This window comes from Nocardia inohanensis NBRC 100128 (assembly GCF_001612945.1).
GTDB lineage: Bacteria > Actinomycetota > Actinomycetes > Mycobacteriales > Mycobacteriaceae > Nocardia > Nocardia inohanensis.
The window spans coordinates 58,433-75,694 of sequence record NZ_BDBK01000014.1 but is presented as its reverse complement, the minus strand read 5'-3'; the positions used below and the strand labels follow the sequence as shown (position 1 = coordinate 75,694).

Sequence of the window (17,262 nt, the reverse complement as noted above, 5' to 3'; positions counted from 1 at the left end):
CTCTCAGCGCGTGGCGGCGAGGTCGCGGAAGGACGCCAATTCGCGTCGTGAGGTGATGCCGAGTTTCGGGTACGCGTTCGACAGGTGATATCCGACCGTGCGCGGGCTCAGGAAGAGCCGGGCGGCAATATCCCTGTTGGACAACCCTTCCGCCGCCAATTGCACGCTCTGCAATTCCTGCGGCGTCAATTTCGTCAATACATCGGTTGCCGGTGCGGCCGTGCGGGTTTCGCCGGTGGCGCGTAATTCGTTGCGAGCGCGCTCGGCCCAGGGGCGGGCATCGAGCCGCTCGAAGGTTTCCATGGCGGCGCGCAGATGGCGGCGGGCGTCGGCGCGGCGCTGCTCACGGCGCAGCCATTCGCCGTAGAGGAGCTCGGTGCGGGCGCGCTCGAACGCGTACTCCGTTGTGGTGTGATGGAGTTCGAGCGCGGCTTCGAAATGCCGCGCCGCCGCGTCGGGGGTCGTAAGCGCCCGGCAGCGGTCGGCGATGGCCAGTGCCCACGGGTGCCGGACCTGCTCGGCCCAGGCGGTGTAGAGGCGCAGCGCCGGTTCGGCTTCGGCGGTGCGGCCGATGCGATGCGCGGCCTCGATGAGATCGGGCAGGCTGGCGGTCGCGCCGTGCCGGTTGGCGCCGGCGAGCATGGTGACATACCGATCGAAGGCCGCTTCGGGGCGGCCCAGGCCCAGATCCAGCAGGCCCAGGGCGGCTTCGGCGTGCACATTGGCCGGGGCCACGCCGTGGGCGAGCGGTTCGGAAGCCAGTTCGCGGCAGGCGGTTTCCGCTCCGCGCAGGGCCGCGAGATGCGCCAGCGTCGCGGCCTGCCTGGTGTGAAAGGCGCGCTGACCGGTATCGGCGGCGAGCCGGATGCCTTCGCGGGCGGCCGCTTCGGCGTGCGCGAAATGCCCGAGCAGGATGTCGATGCGGGCCCGGAGCCACAGAGCCGACACCAGGATGCCGAGCGCGCCATGATTCCGGCACTCATCCTCCAAAGCGACAGCGAGATCCCGCGCCGCCGCCATATCCCCGAGCAGCAATTGCCAGTGCACCACCTGCGCGCGTTCCCGCAGATCGCCGGCGCCGATATCGGCCAGTAGCTCCCGTACCGCCACCTTCCCTCGATCCTGGCTCCCCGCTTCCAAATTCAACGCGTCCAGCAGATCCACCAGCGCCCGCACCCGTCCCGCTCCGGGCAATCCCGACCGCTCCGCCTGCCTCGCCGTCTGCCGCGCCGCCGCGAGATCGCCTGCACTCCAAGCGGATTCCGCGGCCTGGAACAACAACCGTCCCGCCGTCTCCGGATCCGCCTCCGCCGCGAACGCCGCCGCCGAAGTCAATGTCCGATAAGCCACCCGAGGCCGATCTTGATCCCGTGCGATTGCCGCCCGCAACGAAACCACCTGCGCCAATTGCCCCGGCTCCGGCAACAACCCGATAGCCGTCTCGGCCAAGACTTCGGCCCGATCCATATCCCCGGCATCCGCCGCTGCCCGCGCCGCGGCCGCCAACCTCCGGCCTTTGTCCGCCGCGCCCGGACTCAGCCGGGCCGCCCGCTCATAGGCCGCCGCCGTCTCCCGCAATCCACCGCGCCCCAGTGCACACCGTGCGGCATGCTCCAACGCCCGCGCGGCCTCCTCATCCGGCCCGGTGGCGGCCGCCGCCAGATGCCAAGCCCGCCGATCATCGAACGCCGCGACCAGCGCCCCGGCCAACGCCCGATGCGCCGCCCGCCGCGCGGCCGCACTCGCGCCTTGATACGCGGCCGCCCGAATCAACGGATGCCGGAACAGAATCCGATCGCCTTCGAGCCGCAGCAGGCCGGCGGCTTCGGCCGCCAGTTCGGCGGTGCTCGTCGACCGGAGCGATGCAGGAGTGCCCGTGCTCGAGCCCGTCCCCGTGCCGTTGCCCGTCCCCGTGCCGGTCCCTGTGCCCGAGCCCGGGCCGTCTGTGGGCGTCGCCACCTCGGAGCGCGTTCGGCGGAGATCGTCGGTGGCCGTTGGGATTCCGGCGTTCGGCTGATCCGCCGGCAGGGCAGCGCCGTAATTCGCAGCGGGCGCGGCCAGACTCGGACCGCCGTAATTCGCCGGCGCGGCCGGACTCGGATCGCCGTCATTCACCGCGGGCGCGGCCGGACTCGGATCACCGCCTTGCGATGGCGTGGCGACAGGCGGCGGATCGGCGGCGAGCAGGGTTGCGGCGGCGCGGATTGTCGCCGCGTCGCCACTGCTGTCGGTGGCGGCGATCAGGAGCAGGTTCCGGACCGCTACGGGGAGCCGGGAGATCTGGTCGGTGAAGGCGCGCTGGATGCGGGTGGGAGCGGGGGAGTGCGGGAATTCGCCCGCGCCGCCGGAGTGCTGGAGGGTCGGCAGGACTTGGAGGGCAAGGGGGTTGCCGTGGGATTCGCGCACGATCCAGTGCGCGATCGCCGGGGTGAGATCGGGGTGGTGGGTGGTGAGCAGCGCTTCGGCGTCGGGCTCGGGGAGGCCGGTGAGGGCGAATTCGCGGGCGGCGAGCTGCTGGAGTTCCGGCAGGTGGTCGTCGCGCACCGCGAAGATCAACACGATGGGTTCGGCGTCGAGGCGGCGCGCCGCGAACAGCAGGGCGTCCAGGGAGGCGCGGTCCACCCATTGGGCGTCGTCGATCAGGCAGAGCAGCGGTCGCGCCTCGGCCAGATCGGCGAGCAGGGTCAGCGTGGCCGCGCCGACCAGGAATGGATTACCCACGCCCGCACCGGAATCCAGCGCGGTCCGCAAGGCTGCCGCCTGGGCGTCGGGCAGCAGGTCGAAGCGCCGCCGGGCTTTGCCGAACAGTAGATGGAGTCCGGCGAACGGGAAGTTCGATTCGGCTTCCGTCCCGGTCGCCCGCAGCACCCGGAAGCCGTTCTCCACGCCGGTCGCGCCGGTGGCCAGCTGCTCGAGCAGCGCGGATTTGCCGATGCCGGCTTCGCCGCGCAGGACCGCTACGCCCGCGCGGCCGGTGGTCGCGCGCAGGAGCAGATCGTCGAGGGCGGCGATCTCCGAGGCGCGACCGTAGAACACGTCGATCGACTCTACTGGACGGTTGTTCGACGACTTTCGGCTTGCACAAGAGCTGGGCGGAGCGGGCGGCACACCGGCCGCTGCCTGCGTCGAATGACCCCGCACCGGCCGTCCCCGCATCGCGCCCGCTATCCATCCGGCAAACCAGGTAATCCGGCGGCGGGGACCGATTTCGCCGCGCCATAACGTCAATCCCCGTGAACGCCGTACCGGCTCCGCCCGGCCATCGCCACGATGTCACGCGGCCTGCTCCCGCTGTCGTCCCGGCGACCCCGCGCCGAGAGGATGCGATCGCGCTGAGCCGAACTCTGTCGCGGCGGCGTGCGCGGTGCTGAACTTTCCGAGGTACTCCTGTTGGATCCGCCCGCCTCGCGGTTGTCACCGTGGCGGGACAGTGAGCCCGCCCGGTCTTGCCACGACCGGGCGGGCTCACGGTGTTTTCCGGGAAATTGTGGGAAACCCCTTGCGCGCCTATTGAATTCATGCTGATCCGGATCGGTGACCGCCGCCACTCACCTTCGTATGGTCGTTCGGGTGAGCATTCTGGCGGCACCCCCCAAGCGTGCGGGAGCGGACGAGGACGAGGACGCCGTCCTGCCCGTCGCCCGCAAGCGCCATCCGTGGCGGTGGGTGACCGGCGGCATCGCATTACTGCTGGTCGCGCAGTTCGCGCACGGCCTGATCACCAATCCGGGCTGGGACTGGTCCACGTTCGCGCAGTACGTCACCGCCGCGTCGGTGTTGAGCGCGTTGAAGGTGACCATCGAGCTGACCGTGTGGGGGACCTTGCTCGGTTTCTTCATCGGGATCTGGCTGGCCATCGGCCGGCTGTCGAAGAACCCGGTGTTCCAGGCGATTTCGTGGACCTATATCTGGGCTTTCCGGTCCATTCCGCTGATCGTGCAATTGTTGTTCTGGTTCAATCTGGCCTACCTGTACAAGACGCTTTCACTGGGTATTCCGTTCGGGCCGGAATTCGTAACATTCGAAACCAACGGTGTCATCGGCGGTTTCACGGCCGCGGTGATCGGCCTGGCCCTGCATCAGGCCGCGTACTCGGCGGAGATCATCCGCGCGGGCATCATCTCGGTGGATCAGGGGCAGTGGGAGGCCGCCAAAGCCCTCGGCCTGCCCTGGCGGCGGCAGTTCTTCACCGTGATCGCGCCGCAGGCCATGCGCGGGATCCTGCCCAACGCCGCCAATGAGGTGATCTCCCTGTTCAAGGGCACCTCCATCGTCTCCACCATGGCGATCGCCGAACTCTTCTACCAGGTGCAGGTGATCTTCGGCCGCAATGGCCGGGTGGTGCCGCTGCTCATGGTCGCCACCGTCTGGTACATCGTGCTGACCACCGCGCTGAGCATCGTGCAGCACTACATCGAACGGCACTATGCGAAGGGGCACGTGCGATGAGCGAGTACGCGATCCACCTGCGCGGGGTGCGGAAGTCCTTCGGCGGCACCGAGGTACTGGCCGGAGTCGATCTGGCGGTGCGGCCCGGCGAGGTGACCGTCATCCTGGGTCCGTCCGGTTCGGGCAAGTCCACGCTGCTGCGCACCATCAACCATCTGGAGCAGGTGGACGCGGGCACCGTGCGGGTCGCCGGTGAACTGGTCGGTTACCGCCGCAAGGGCGACAAGCTGCACGAGCTGTCCGAACGCGAGATCCTGCGGCAGCGTTCGCGGATCGGCTTCGTCTTCCAGAACTTCAATCTCTTCCCGCATTTGACGGTACTCGAGAACGTGGCGCTCGCGCCGATCGCGTCGCAGGGGCGTCCCAAGGACGAGGCGCGGGCCGAAGCCCTGGAGTTGCTGACGAGAGTCGGCTTGGCGGACAAGGCCGATGAGTACCCCAAGCGCCTCTCCGGCGGCCAGCAGCAGCGCGTCGCCATCGCGCGGGCGCTGGCCCTGCGGCCGGAGGTGGTGCTGTTCGACGAACCCACCTCCGCCCTCGATCCCGAACTGGTCGGCGAGGTGCTCGACGTCATCCGCGATCTGGCGCGCGGCGGTTCGACCCTGGTCATCGTCACCCACGAACTCGGTTTCGCGCGGGAGGTCGCCGACACCGTGGTGCTGCTGGACGCGGGCCGGGTGGTCGAGCACGGCCCGCCCGCCCGGGTCTTCGACACCCCCGCGCACGAGCGCACCAAAGCCTTTCTCGCGCACGCGCTCTGACGCGCAACCCGATAGACAAGGAACCGTTCACATGTCCCTGAAGAGCCGTCGCAGACGGGTCACCGCCCTGGCCGCCCTCACCGCGTTGAGCCTGCTCGCCGGTGCGTGCGGTAAGGGCGACGACGGCGACGCGAGTGTGCGGACCGCCAACGGCACCACCTACGATCTCTCGCCGGAGCAGTCCGGCCGGGTGCACGCGACCAAGGTCGATGCCATTGCCGCGCAGGTGCCGCAGGCCATCCGGGATCGCGGCACGCTGATCGTCACCGGGGCCGCCGGGGCCGCGCCGCCGCTGCGCTTCTACGCCACCGACGATCGCACCGTGGTCGGCTCCGAAATCGACTTCGCCACCGTGATCGCCGACATCCTGGGTCTGAAACTGGATGCGCGCGTGGCGGATTGGGCGCAGAACTTCGTGAAGGTCGACTCCGGTGAGGTGGACGCCTTCATCTCCAACGTGACGGTCACCGAGGAGCGCAAGGAGAAGTACGACTTCGCCACCTACCGCCTGGACAATATCGCCCTGGAGGTTCCCAAGGACGCCACCTGGACCTTCGCCGACCGGAAGTCGCTGGCGGGCAAGAAGATCGGCGTCGGCTCCGGCACCAACCAGGAGCAGGTGCTGGTGTCGTGGAACGACGCCAACCTCGCCGAGGGCCTGCCCAAGATCGAGATCCAGTACTTCCAGCAGGTCACCGACTACTACCTGGGGCTGTCCTCGGGCCGCCTGGACGGTTACCTCGGCCCGAACCCGTCGGCGCAGTACCACTCCGCCACCGCCGGCCAGACCAAGGTGGTCACCACCGTCTCCGGTGCGGGCGATGCCCTGCAAGCCGAGATCGCGGCCCTCACCCGCAAGGACAACGGCCTGATCAAGGCATTCCAGCAGGCCATCCAATACGCCATCGACAACGGGATCTACCAGAAGGTCATCGACCGCTGGGGCCTGAGCAGCGAGGTCGTGAAGCAGTCGCGGATCAACCCCGCCGGACTCCCGAAGAAGAAGGGCTGAGGCGTGAAGTTCCTACTGCTGACCCTGATCACGCACGTACCGGACCCCATCACCGGGGCGACCGAGACCGCCCGGCAGCGCCTGCGCCGGGTGGTGGAGAGCGCGAAGCTGGCCGAGGACCTCGGCTACGACGGTTTCGCGGTCGGCGAGCGGCACGAGGATCCGTTCATCTCGGCGGCCCCGCCGGTGGTGCTCAGCCATATCGCGGCCGTCACCTCCGAGATCGCGCTGTTCACCGGCGTCACCACGCTGAGCCTGCTGGATCCGGTGCGCGCCTTCGAGGACTACTCCACGCTGGACAATCTCTCCGACGGCCGCCTGGAGATCATCATCGGCAAGGGCAACGGCGCGGCGCAGGCCCAGCTGTTCCACGTCACCACCGAGGATCAGTGGGATCGCAATCGCGAAGGCTACGAACTGTTCCGCAAGCTGTGGGACAGCGACAGCGTCACCTGGGCGGGCAGTTTCCGGCCGTCGCTGACCGACGCCAAAGCCCTGCCCCGGCCCTTGCAGCCGCGGCTGCGCATCTGGCACGGCAGCGCCACCAGCCGGGAATCAGCGGATTACGCCGCGCTGCACGGTGATCCGCTCTTCTCCGCCAATGTCACCAATCCGATCGAACCGTACGCGGAGCTGATCGATCACTATCGCGAGCGCTGGGCAGCCTACGGCCACGACCCGGCCGAAGCGCTGGTGGGCGCGGGCACCGCCGGGTTCCTGGTGACCCGCGATTCCCAGGACGCCATCGCCGCCTACCGGCCGATCTTCGAGGCGCGGCAGGCGGTGGCGCGAAAGTTCAACGTGCCCATCGTGTTCGACAGCGTGGAGGACTTCGCCGAGCGATCCTCCGCGCTCATCGGCAGTCCCCAGCAGGTGCTGGACAAGCTGTCCCGCTATCACGAGCGCTTCGGTCACGAGGTGGTCCATCTGGGCGCGGACGGTGACGGCCGCACCGAGAAACAGCATCGCGAGAGCCTCGAGCTCTTCCAATCCGAGGTCGCACCCGAACTGCGGCAGCGCATTCCGAGCCGTCCGCTCGGAGCCGATCGTTACCCCTCCGGAGTCATTCGATGAAACGCCCCCTGGCCCTGGCCGGAGTCCTGGCCGCCACCTTGTCCGTCGCCGCCTGCGGTGGCGGTGGTGGCGGCAGCACCGCCGCCGATGGTCCGCCGCAGTCCGGCGGCACCCTGCGCTACGGCCTGTCGGTGGCCCCGACCTGCTCGGATCCGGTGCAGTCCGGGACGAACCAGACCATCTACGTGACCCGGCAGGTGGTGGATTCGCTGCTGGATCAGGATCCCGATTCCGGGGAGCTGCGGCCGTGGCTGGCCGATCAGTGGACGGTCAGCCAGGACGCCAAATCCTTCACCTTCCGATTGAAGGAGGGCGTCACCTTCAGCGACGGCACGCCGCTCACCCCCGAGGTCGTGAAGAAGAACCTCGACTCCGTGGTCGCCATCGGCGCGGTGAAGGCGCCGCTCGCGGCGGGATACCTGGCCGGATACGCCGGTGCCACGGTGCTCGACGCGCGGACCGTGCAGGTCGACTTCGGCGCGCCCAATTCCCAGTTCCTCCAGGCGACTTCGACGCCGCAGCTCGGCATCCAGTCCGAGGCGACCGTCGCGAAGTCGGCCGACGAGCGCTGCCTGGGGAGCAATATCGGCTCCGGTCCGTTCACCTACGCGGAGTGGAAGCAGAACGCGTCCGTCACGCTGGCGAAGCGCACCGGCTACAACTGGGGCTCGTCGCTCCAGGATCACCGTGGTGACGCCTACCTCGACAAGATCGAGTTCACCGTGGTGCCGGAGGCCGGCGTCCGGACCGGCTCGCTCGCCTCCGGGCAGCTGGACGCGATCAGCGACGCGCTGCCGCAGGACGTCGCGCAGATCGAAGCGGCCGGCGGGCGGGTGCAGTTCACCTCCAACCCGGGCATTCCGTTCGGCTTGCAGCCCAATGTGACTCGCGGCCCGCTGCGCGAGTTCGCGGTGCGGGCGGCGCTGCTCACGGCGGTGAACCGCAAGGAACTGGTGGACACCGTGCTGGGTCCGCAGTTCAAGACCGCCACCAGCGTGCTGGCCTCCCGCACGCCGGGCTACCTGGATCTGTCGTCGCGGGTGAAGTACGACCCGGCCGCGTCGAAACAGCTGCTGGATCAGGCGGGCTGGGTGCCCGGCGGCGACGGCATCCGGGTGAAGGACGGGCAGCGGCTGTCCTTCGGCGTGGTGTTCGCGCCCGTGTTCGCCGCCAACCAGGCCATTCTCGAGCTGACCCAGCAGCAGTTCCGCGCCATCGGCGTCGATCTGCGGCTGGAGCCGGTCTCGGTGGCGGAGTGGACGACCCGGCAGAACAACAAGGACTTCGACGTCAACTACTACAACACCAGCCGTGCCGACGGTGACATCCTGCGCACCTTCGCGCTGGACCAGCGCAACTTCAATGCGCGCACCGAGGCCACCAAGCTGGATGCGCTGCTGGCACAACAGCTTTCGGTGACCGATCCGGTGCAGCGAGCCAAGATCCTCGGCGAGGCCCAGAACGCGGTGTTCGACGAGGGCCTGTGGATTCCCACCCTGGAGCTGTCGCAGGCCATCGGCGTCGCGCCGGCCGCGGCGGGCGTGAAGTTCGACGCCTCCGCGCGCCTGGTCTTCCACGACACCTGGGTGAAGCGGTAAACCCATGCGGCGGTACGTGATCGGACGGGTAGCGCAGGCGATCGGCGTGCTGTGGGCGGCCTTCACCCTGTCGTTCGTGGTGCTGTACCTGCTGCCCGCCGATCCGGTGGAGATCGCGGCGGGGGACGCCACCACCGGTACCCGGGTGGACGCGGCGGCCATCGCCGAGATGCGCGCCCGGTACGGTTTGGACGAACCGCTGGTGGTCCAGTACTGGACGGCGCTCACCCATGCGGTGCGCGGCGACCTCGGCCACTCCATCGGCACCGGTCAATCCGTCACCGGCGCACTGGGCGAGGCCCTGCCCTCGACCCTGGCCCTGGCGTCGCTGGCCATGCTGTTCGCCGTAGTCGGCGGTGCGGCTCTGGCTCTGGCCGCCGCCTACACCGAACGCGGCTGGCTGCGCGGCTTCCTCACCGCCCTGCCGCCGCTGGGCGCGTCCGCCCCCACCTTCTGGGTGGGATTGCTGCTCCTGCAAGTGTTCTCGTTCCGTTTGCGCCTGGTCCCGGCCTTCGGCGGCACCGGCCTCACCGCCACCCTGCTCCCGGCGATCACCCTGTCGATCCCGGTCGGTGCGGTCATCGCGCAGGTCCTCTACTCCAGCCTGATCAGCACCTGGCGGCAGCCGTTCGTGGAGGTCGCCTTCGCCAAGGGCGCATCCCGCTGGTGGGTGCAGCTCCGCCATGTCCTGCGCCCCGCCGCCGGCGCGGCCCTCACCGTCTCCGGACTCTGGGTCGGCACCGTGCTGGCAGGTTCGGTCGTCGTCGAAACGGTCTTCTCCCGTCCCGGCATCGGCCGCCTCACCCAGGAAGCCGTACTGCGCCAGGACATCCCCGTCGTGCAGGGCATCGTCACCTTCGCCGCCCTGGTCTTCGTGGCGGTCACCCTGCTCGTCGATCTGGTGCAACCCCTCATCGATCCCCGTATCGCACAGAGCGTCTCGACCAAGGAGCGCGCCAATGCCTGAACTCTCACCCCGCTTCCTGCGCGAACTGCGTGATCGCCTGCGCAGTTCGAGTGGACCCCGCTCCCGCCGCCTGCTGCTGTCGCACACGCTGGTCGATCCCGGCCTGGCCTGGTGGTCCGCCGACGGCGAGAACGGGTCCGAGCACGGCAGGTCGATGATCGATGGCTGAGGCGCTGGCGCTGCGCGAATCGACCGTGCTGCCGTCCATTCCGGTGCGGCGGGCGGCACGCTGGCTGCGCGGCAATCTCGGGCTGGCGGTTGCCGGGCTGATGGTGCTGCTGGTCCTCGGATGGGCGCTGGCGCCGTCGCTGTTCGCCGCTCGGGATCCGCTGGCCGGGGTGCCCGCGCAGAAGTTGCGGGGGCCGAGCGCCGAACACTGGTTCGGGACAGACAATCTCGGGCGCGATCTGTACACGCGGATCGTGCACGGGGCGGCGTTGTCGTTGACCGCGACGGTGTGCGCGGTGCTGCTCGGGCTGGTGGTGGGCAGTCTCGTCGGCTTGGTCGCGGGTATGGCGGGCGGGCTGGTGGATACCGCCATCAGCCGGGTCATCGATGTGCTGCTGTCGATTCCGGAGCTGCTGACCTCGCTGGCATTGATCACCGTGCTGGGCCTCGGAACACGCAATGTGGCTATCGCCGTGGGCGTTTCGCTGATCGCGAGGTTCGCGCGGGTGATGCGGGGCGAGGTGCTGCGGGTGCGCAGCGCACCGTATGTGGAGGCCGCGTTCGCCGCCGGGGTGCGCTGGCACACCGTGTTGTTCCGGCATGTGCTGCGCAATGCGTACGGTCCGGTGGCCGCGCTGGCCACCGTCGATTTCGGGGTGTCCGTGCTGGCAGTCGCCTCACTGAGCTTCCTCGGCTACGGCGCGGTGCCGCCGACTCCGGAGTGGGGGACGTTGATCTCCGAGGGGCGCAACTATCTCGCCACCGCGTGGTGGCTGACCACGCTGCCGGGGATCGTGATCGTCGCCCTGGTGCTCTCCACCCAGCGCATCGCGCGCGCTCTGCACAAGGACAACTCGCGATGAGTGATCCATTGCTGAAAGTTCGGGGCCTGCGGGTCGAATACCGGGGCAGTACCGGAGTCACCGGTGCGGTGGCAGGGGTGGATCTACACGTCGAGCGGGGGGAGACCGTGGCGCTGGTCGGCGAATCCGGTTCCGGCAAGTCCACTCTCGCGCATTCGGTGATCGGCCTGCTCGATGGCGGTGTGATCACCGAGGGCGAGATCACCTTCGCGGGCGACCGCATCGACCGTGCTCCCCAGCGGACGCTACAACACCTGCGTGGAGCACGTATTGGCCTGGTTCCGCAGGACCCCGGCACCTCCCTCAACCCGGTGCTGCGCATCGGCGATCAGGTGGCGGAGGTGCTGCGCATCCACGGTCGCGCCGACAAGCGCACCGCGGCGACCGAGGCGATCCGCATTCTCGAGGAGGCGGGGCTCGACCGCCCCGAACTTCGTGCGCGCCAATACCCCCAGGACCTCTCCGGCGGTCAGCGGCAGCGCGTTCTCATCGGTATCGCGCTGGCCTGCACGCCCGACCTGGTGATCGCCGACGAGCCGACCAGCGCCCTCGATGTGACGGTGCAGCGCCGCATCCTCGACCACCTGGCCCGCCGCACCTCGGAATCCGGCACCGCCGTCTTGCTGATCACCCATGACCTGGCCGTCGCCGCCGAACGAGCCGACCGCATCGCGGTCATGCAACAGGGCCGCATCGTCGAAACCGGCACCGCCGCGGCGGTATTGGGTGATCCGCAGCACGAATACACCCAACGCCTGATCGCGGCGGCCCCCGCCCTCTCCGGCGGGCGGGCGGCGAGCCATACCGACTCCGGTCGTCCCGACGCGAACGGTCCTCGTGGCGCCGCCGCGGCGGTAGCGCGGACGGAGCCCGGCGCTGCCGCGGTGACCGCGCACGGTGACGACCCCCGTCCGCTGCTGACCGCGACCGGGTTGCGGAAGTCCTTCCGAATCACGCGGGATTTCACGCTGACGGCCGTGGATGATGTCGCGCTGGAGGTCCGGCGCGGCGAAACCCTGGCCGTGGTGGGCGAATCCGGCTCCGGCAAGTCCACCACCGCGCGGATCATCGCGCGGCTGGCGGCGGCGGACGCGGGCACCATCACCTTCGACGGGGCGGATATCACCACGCTGCGCGGGGCGAAGCTGCGGGAGCTGCGGCGGCGGATTCAGGTCGTGTACCAGAACCCCTACGTGTCCCTGAATCCGAAACTCACCATCGCGCAGATCGTGGCGGAGCCCTTGCAGGCGTTCGGGATCGGCACCCGGCGCGGCCGCCGCGACACGGTGGCCGAACTGCTGGAACAGGTCGCGCTGCCGGGCGACTACCTCGATCGCCGTCCGGCCGAGCTCTCCGGCGGTCAGCGGCAGCGGGTCGCCATCGCCCGCGCGCTGGCGCTGCGTCCGGACCTGCTGATCCTGGACGAACCGGTTTCCGCACTGGACGTCTCGGTGCAGGCGCAGATCCTGGACCTGCTGGAGCGCCTGCGGGCCGAACGAAACCTGGCCTACCTCTTCATCTCGCACGATCTCGCCGTGGTGCGGCGGCTCGCCGACCGGGTAGCGGTCATGCGGCACGGCCGAATCGTCGAAACCGCGGACACCGCAACGCTCTTCGACGCGCCGCGAGACGAGTACACCCGGGAACTGCTGGCCGCCGTACCGGTCGCGCCCACCCCTCTGGAAAGGACCGCGTGATGTCCGATCGAACTCCCTTGCTGCTGGGCCTGGAGCTCTCCGGTACCGGCGCGCACCCCGCTTCCTGGCGGCGCGCGGATTCCCGCGCCGAGGAGTTGTTCACCGCCGGGTACTGGGTGGACGCGGTGCGGGCCGCCGAGGAGTCGGGCATCGACTTCGCCTTCCTGCCGGACGCTTTCGCGTTGCCGGCGGGTGCGGCGGGGCAGCTGGACGCGGTGGCGGTGGCCGCCCGGGTCGCCGCCGTCACCCGGCGGATCGGGTTGATTCCGCAGGCGTCGGTCACGCACACCGAACCGTTCCATCTCTCGAAAGCCATTGCGAGCCTGGACTTCGCGAGCGCCGGTCGCGCGGGCTGGGAGCTCACCGTCTCGACCGGCGAAGCGAAACTCTTCGGCCGCAAGGACGAACAGGATGCCGCTTCGCGCTGGCACGAAGCCGATGAAGCCGCCGAGGTGGTGGCGCGGCTGTGGGACAGCTGGGAGGACGACGCCGAGATTCGCGATGTGCCCACCGGGCGGTTCATCGACCGGAATCGGCTGCACTACATCAATTTCGCGGGCGACAACTTCTCGGTGAAGGGGCCGTCCATCACTCCGCGCCCGCCGCAGGGGCAGCCGCTGGTGGCGGTGCGCGCCGCCGGCCCGCACAGTGCCGGAGTGGCCGCCCGCCGCGCCGACCTCATCCGGATCACGGCCGGTGACCTGGCCACCGCGATCGCCTACCGCCGCGAAATCCGCACGGCGACAACCGCAGCCGGACGCGACCCCGATCAGGTCCGGATCCTGCTGGATATCGATATTCACCTCGCCGCCACCGCGGATCGGGCCGCCGCCGAGGTCGCGCAACTCGAGGACTGGGCTGCGACGGCGGCCCCGCACACCGTCTTCCACATCGGCACCGCCGCGGAACTGCGCGGCCTGCTGACCGAGGTGAGCGACCGGAACGCCGCCGACGGCGTGGTGCTGCGTCCGCTGGCCCTGCCCGCGGCGCTGCCGCACCTGCCCGATATCGCGCCGCCGGCGGTCGTCTCGGCGGACACCCCCACCCTGCGTGAACGCCTCGGTCTGCCGCGTCCCGCCAATCGCTACGCCCATTCCTGAGGAGGCACCATGCCGGACCATCGCATACGCAAGCAGGTTCATCTGGCCGCGCACTTCCCGGGCGTCAATCACCACACGGTGTGGAACGATCCGGGCTCGGGCAGCCAGATCGACTTCGATTCCTTCGTGCACCTGGCGCGCACCGCCGAACGCGGACTCTTCGACTTCTTCTTCCTGGCCGAAGGGCTGCGGCTGCGCGAGCATCTCGGGCGGATCCACGATCTGGACGTGGTGGGGCGGCCGGACACCTTCACGGTGCTGAACGCTCTCGCCGCCGTCACCACGCACCTCGGGCTGGCGGGGACGATCAACACCACCTTCAACGAACCCTACGAGCTGGCGAAGCAATTCGGGTCGCTCGATCACCTGTCCGGTGGCCGTGCGGCATGGAACGCGGTCACCTCCTCGGATGCCTTCACCGGCGAGAACTTCCGGCGCGGCGGCTACCTGGAGCACGCGAAGCGGTACACCCGGGCCAACGAGGTGGTCGATGCCACCCGGGCGCTGTGGGACAGCCGCGCGGGGCACGAGTTGATCGTGGATCGTGAGCGGGGTGTGTTCACGCCGCCCGCACCGACCGTTCGGTTCAGCAGCGATCAGTTCGATATCGAAGGCCAGTTCGTGCTGCCGCGCAGCCCGCAGGGCTATCCGGTGCAGATCCAGGCTGGCGACTCCGACGAGGGCCGCGAATTCGCCGCCGCCAAGGCCGATGTCATCTTCAGCGCGCACGGCGAGCTCGAGGACGGGCAGCGCTTCTACACCGACGTCAAGGACCGGCTGGCCAAGTACGGCCGCAATCGCGACGATCTGAAGATCCTGCCCGCCGCCGGTTTCGTGCTCGGCGACACGCCGGAGGAAGCCGCCGAGCACGCGAACGCGATTCGCCATCAACAGGTTTCGCCGCAGACCGCGATCGCCTTTCTCGAACAGGTCTGGGGCCGTGACCTTTCCGGCTACGATCCCGACGGCCCGCTGCCCGATATCGATCCGGCCGAGAACGCCGACATCACCCGCGGGCGCGTCCGGCACGCCAAAGACCCGCGCGCCGTCGCCGCCGCCTGGCGCGCCAAGGCCGCGGCCGAGCGGCTCTCCATTCGCGAACTCATCATCGCCACCACCGCGCGCCAGCAGTTCGTGGGCACGCCGCGCCAGGTGGCGGCCGAGATCGACCGCTATGTGCAGAGCGACGCCGCCGACGGTTTCGTGCTGGTCCCGCACCTCACCCCCACCGGTCTCGACGAATTCGTCGAGAAGGTGATCCCCGAACTCCAGGAGCTCGGCAGCTTCCGCACCGAGTACACCGGCACCACCCTGCGCGACCACCTCGGTCTGCGCCACCCCCACCACGGCACCGAAGGAGTACGCGCATCATGACCGCTACCGTCACCGAATTCGAACAGCAGTGGGCGACCTGGCGCACCGAGCGCGCGAATTGGGCCCGGCAGCCGCTGGGCTGGCTGAGCCTCACCGGACTGCATTGGCTGGGTGAGACCGACGAGACCTTCGACGGGGTGCCGGGAACCTGGCGGGTCGACGGGGAGAACGTCCATCTCACCGTCGATCCGGCCGCGGTGGCCGACGCGAGCTCGGCGCTGCGCCTGGACGGTGCGGAGCTGATCGGCACGGTCGTGCTCACCCCGGGCGAGGGCGCGCCCGGATTGGAGATCCGCACCGGCGACCGCGCCATCGAGGTCATCCGCCGCACCGGGCAGTTCGCGCTGCGCATTCACGACCCGGCGGCGGCGACCCTGGCCGCGTTCACCGAAATCCCGGTGTACCAGGCGAATCCGCAATGGGTGCTGACCGGGCGCTACCGCGCCTTCGACGAAGCCCGCACCGTCACCACGGGCGCGGTGGTCGAGGGCCTGGAACATCACCACTCCGCGGCCGGCGTCGTCACCTTCGAGGTCAACGGCGTCGAACGCGAGCTCGTCGTCTTCGGCAGCCCCAGCTTCGGGCTGCACATCCTGTTCACCGACGGCACCAGCGGCAGCACCACCTACGGCGGCGCACGGCGGCTGGACCTGCCCACCCCCGATGCCGACGGCACGGTGGTCCTCGACTTCAACCGCGCGCTCAACCTGCCCTGCGCCTTCACCGATTACGCCACCTGCCCGGTCGCGCCGAGTGAGAACCGGCTGCCGTTCTCGGTGACGGCGGGCGAGCAGGATCCGCGGAAGGAGCACAGCGCATGACCATCCCGCTCTCGGTGCTCGATCTGTCGCCCATCAGCGCCGGATCGACGGCCGCACAGGCACTTCGGAACACCATCGACCTGGCGCAGCACGCCGAACGCTGGGGCTACAACCGGTATTGGGTGGCCGAGCATCACTTCGTGCGGGTCGCGTCCTCCGCCTCGACGACGCTGATCGGCCTGATCGCGGCGGCCACCGAAACCATTCGCGTCGGATCCGCCGCCGTGCAACTCGGCCACCACACCTCCATTTCGGTGGTGGAGTCGTTCGGGACCATCGACGCTCTGTATCCGGGCCGGCTCGACCTGGGCCTGGGGCGTTCCGGTCACCGCGGCAACCAATTGCGTTCCGCGGGTGTGCCGCCCGTGCCCGCCAAACCGCGGGCCCGTACCGAGGTGCGCGACGGCGTGGTCATCCCGCCGCAATTCAACCCCGGCCAGTTGCTCGACTTCACCCGTATCGCAGCGGGTTTGGAAGCCCTGCACCTGCCCGGCGCGCAACCCCTGGACTACACCGAGCAGGTGCACCAGATCAAAGCCCTCCTCGAAGGCAACTACATCACCGACGACGGCGTCGAACTGCGTGCCGTCCCCGGCGAGAACGCCGACCTGCAACTCTGGCTCTTCGGCAGCAGCGCCGGCGAAAGCGCCCAGCTGGCAGGCGAACTCGGCCTCCCCTTCGCCGCCAACTATCACGTCTCCCCGGGCACCATCGTGGAGACGGTCGAGGCGTACCGCGCCGCCTTCCGCCCCACCGCCGCCCGCCCCGACCCCTACCTGGTGGTCTCGGCCGACGTGGTGGTCGCCGAAGACGATGCCACCGCCCAGCATCTGGCCTCCACCTACGGCCACTGGGTCTACAGCATCCGCAGCGGTGCCGGCGCCGCCGAATACCTGAACCCCGACACCGCCCCACCCCTCTCGGACTCCCAGCGCCGCCTGGTCGACGACCGCGTCACCACCCAATTCGTCGGCTCCCCCGCAACCGTCGCCGAACGCCTCCGGGCCCTCCAACAACTCACCGGCGCAGACGAAATCGTGGTCACCAGCGTCACCTTCGACCACGCCGACCGCCTCAACTCCCACCGCCTCCTGGCCCGCGAATGGGGCCTGCGCCAGGACGTGCGCGCCGCCTAGAAACTTCCCGTCGCACGCCGGGGAACGGGGACTCCACCGGCGAGCGACGGGAACCCCGCATGTCGCGCAGGGCCTCGCGCACATGCGGAAGGGCCGGGCCCGGATAGTGGACCATCCGGGCCCGGCCCCCAACCACTTCCCGTGCAGGAGAGACGAACTGAAGAGCCCCCGCCGAGCTGACCCTTGGCAAGGACCCACGGCCGAGCTGACGGTTGGCAAGGACCCACGGCCGAGCTGACGGT

The 17,262-nt window shown here is 69.5% G+C and carries 14 protein-coding genes; 13 read left to right on the top strand and 1 reads right to left on the bottom strand.

The features are described 5' to 3' along the window. Window positions 1-3 precede the first annotated feature (3 nt). Window positions 4-3,036 carry a helix-turn-helix transcriptional regulator gene (locus tag NI1_RS39935; protein ID WP_067825674.1) on the bottom strand — a complete coding sequence of 1,011 codons (3,033 nt, stop codon included), beginning with the start codon at window positions 3,034-3,036 and terminating at the stop codon, window positions 4-6. 534 nt (window positions 3,037-3,570) lie between these two features. Here NI1_RS39935 and NI1_RS25945 point away from each other — a divergent pair. Genes NI1_RS25945 through NI1_RS25890 form a run of 13 tightly spaced genes read left to right on the top strand, consistent with a single transcriptional unit; the run spans window position 3,571 to window position 17,020 of the window. Next, on the top strand, window positions 3,571-4,449 hold the full coding sequence (locus NI1_RS25945; RefSeq protein ID WP_245663402.1) for an amino acid ABC transporter permease: 879 nt from the start codon (window positions 3,571-3,573) through the stop codon (window positions 4,447-4,449). Beyond that, entirely contained in the window at window positions 4,446-5,210 is a 765-nt protein-coding gene (locus tag NI1_RS25940; protein WP_067825672.1) for an amino acid ABC transporter ATP-binding protein, read from the top strand. Before NI1_RS25945 ends, NI1_RS25940 begins: the two co-directional genes overlap by 4 nt. A gap of 31 nt (window positions 5,211-5,241) precedes the next feature. After that, window positions 5,242-6,222: a transporter substrate-binding domain-containing protein gene (locus tag NI1_RS25935; RefSeq protein WP_067825670.1), complete on the top strand. Its 981-nt coding sequence runs from the start codon at window positions 5,242-5,244 to the stop codon at window positions 6,220-6,222. Window positions 6,223-6,225: 3 nt separating this feature from the next. Next, window positions 6,226-7,296 carry an LLM class flavin-dependent oxidoreductase gene (locus NI1_RS25930; protein ID WP_067825668.1) on the top strand — a complete coding sequence of 357 codons (1,071 nt, stop codon included), beginning with the start codon at window positions 6,226-6,228 and terminating at the stop codon, window positions 7,294-7,296. Beyond that, window positions 7,293-8,894, top strand: coding sequence for an ABC transporter substrate-binding protein (locus tag NI1_RS25925; protein ID WP_067825667.1), 1,602 nt, complete (start codon window positions 7,293-7,295; stop codon window positions 8,892-8,894). The genes NI1_RS25930 and NI1_RS25925 overlap by 4 nt, the downstream gene beginning before the upstream one ends. Window positions 8,895-8,898: 4 nt before the next feature. Continuing rightward, a complete protein-coding gene (locus tag NI1_RS25920) occupies window positions 8,899-9,861 on the top strand; it encodes an ABC transporter permease (RefSeq protein WP_067825665.1) in 963 nt (320 codons plus the stop codon). After that, window positions 9,854-10,030 carry a hypothetical protein gene (locus NI1_RS38175; protein ID WP_157535351.1) on the top strand — a complete coding sequence of 59 codons (177 nt, stop codon included), beginning with the start codon at window positions 9,854-9,856 and terminating at the stop codon, window positions 10,028-10,030. Before NI1_RS25920 ends, NI1_RS38175 begins: the two co-directional genes overlap by 8 nt. Then, entirely contained in the window at window positions 10,023-10,892 is an 870-nt protein-coding gene (locus tag NI1_RS25915) for an ABC transporter permease (RefSeq protein WP_067825663.1), read from the top strand. Before NI1_RS38175 ends, NI1_RS25915 begins: the two co-directional genes overlap by 8 nt. After that, a complete protein-coding gene (locus NI1_RS25910; RefSeq protein ID WP_067825661.1) occupies window positions 10,889-12,589 on the top strand; it encodes a dipeptide ABC transporter ATP-binding protein in 1,701 nt (566 codons plus the stop codon). Before NI1_RS25915 ends, NI1_RS25910 begins: the two co-directional genes overlap by 4 nt. Next, a complete protein-coding gene (locus NI1_RS25905) occupies window positions 12,589-13,689 on the top strand; it encodes an LLM class flavin-dependent oxidoreductase (protein WP_067825659.1) in 1,101 nt (366 codons plus the stop codon). Before NI1_RS25910 ends, NI1_RS25905 begins: the two co-directional genes overlap by 1 nt. A gap of 9 nt (window positions 13,690-13,698) precedes the next feature. Beyond that, entirely contained in the window at window positions 13,699-15,063 is a 1,365-nt protein-coding gene (locus NI1_RS25900; RefSeq protein WP_067825658.1) for an NtaA/DmoA family FMN-dependent monooxygenase, read from the top strand. Then, complete coding sequence (locus tag NI1_RS25895; RefSeq protein WP_067825656.1) at window positions 15,060-15,884, top strand: DUF1684 domain-containing protein; 825 nt, start codon at window positions 15,060-15,062, stop codon at window positions 15,882-15,884. Before NI1_RS25900 ends, NI1_RS25895 begins: the two co-directional genes overlap by 4 nt. Next, window positions 15,881-17,020, top strand: a complete 1,140-nt coding sequence (locus NI1_RS25890) for an LLM class flavin-dependent oxidoreductase (protein WP_067825653.1) — start codon at window positions 15,881-15,883, stop codon at window positions 17,018-17,020. Before NI1_RS25895 ends, NI1_RS25890 begins: the two co-directional genes overlap by 4 nt. Window positions 17,021-17,262 lie beyond the last annotated feature (242 nt).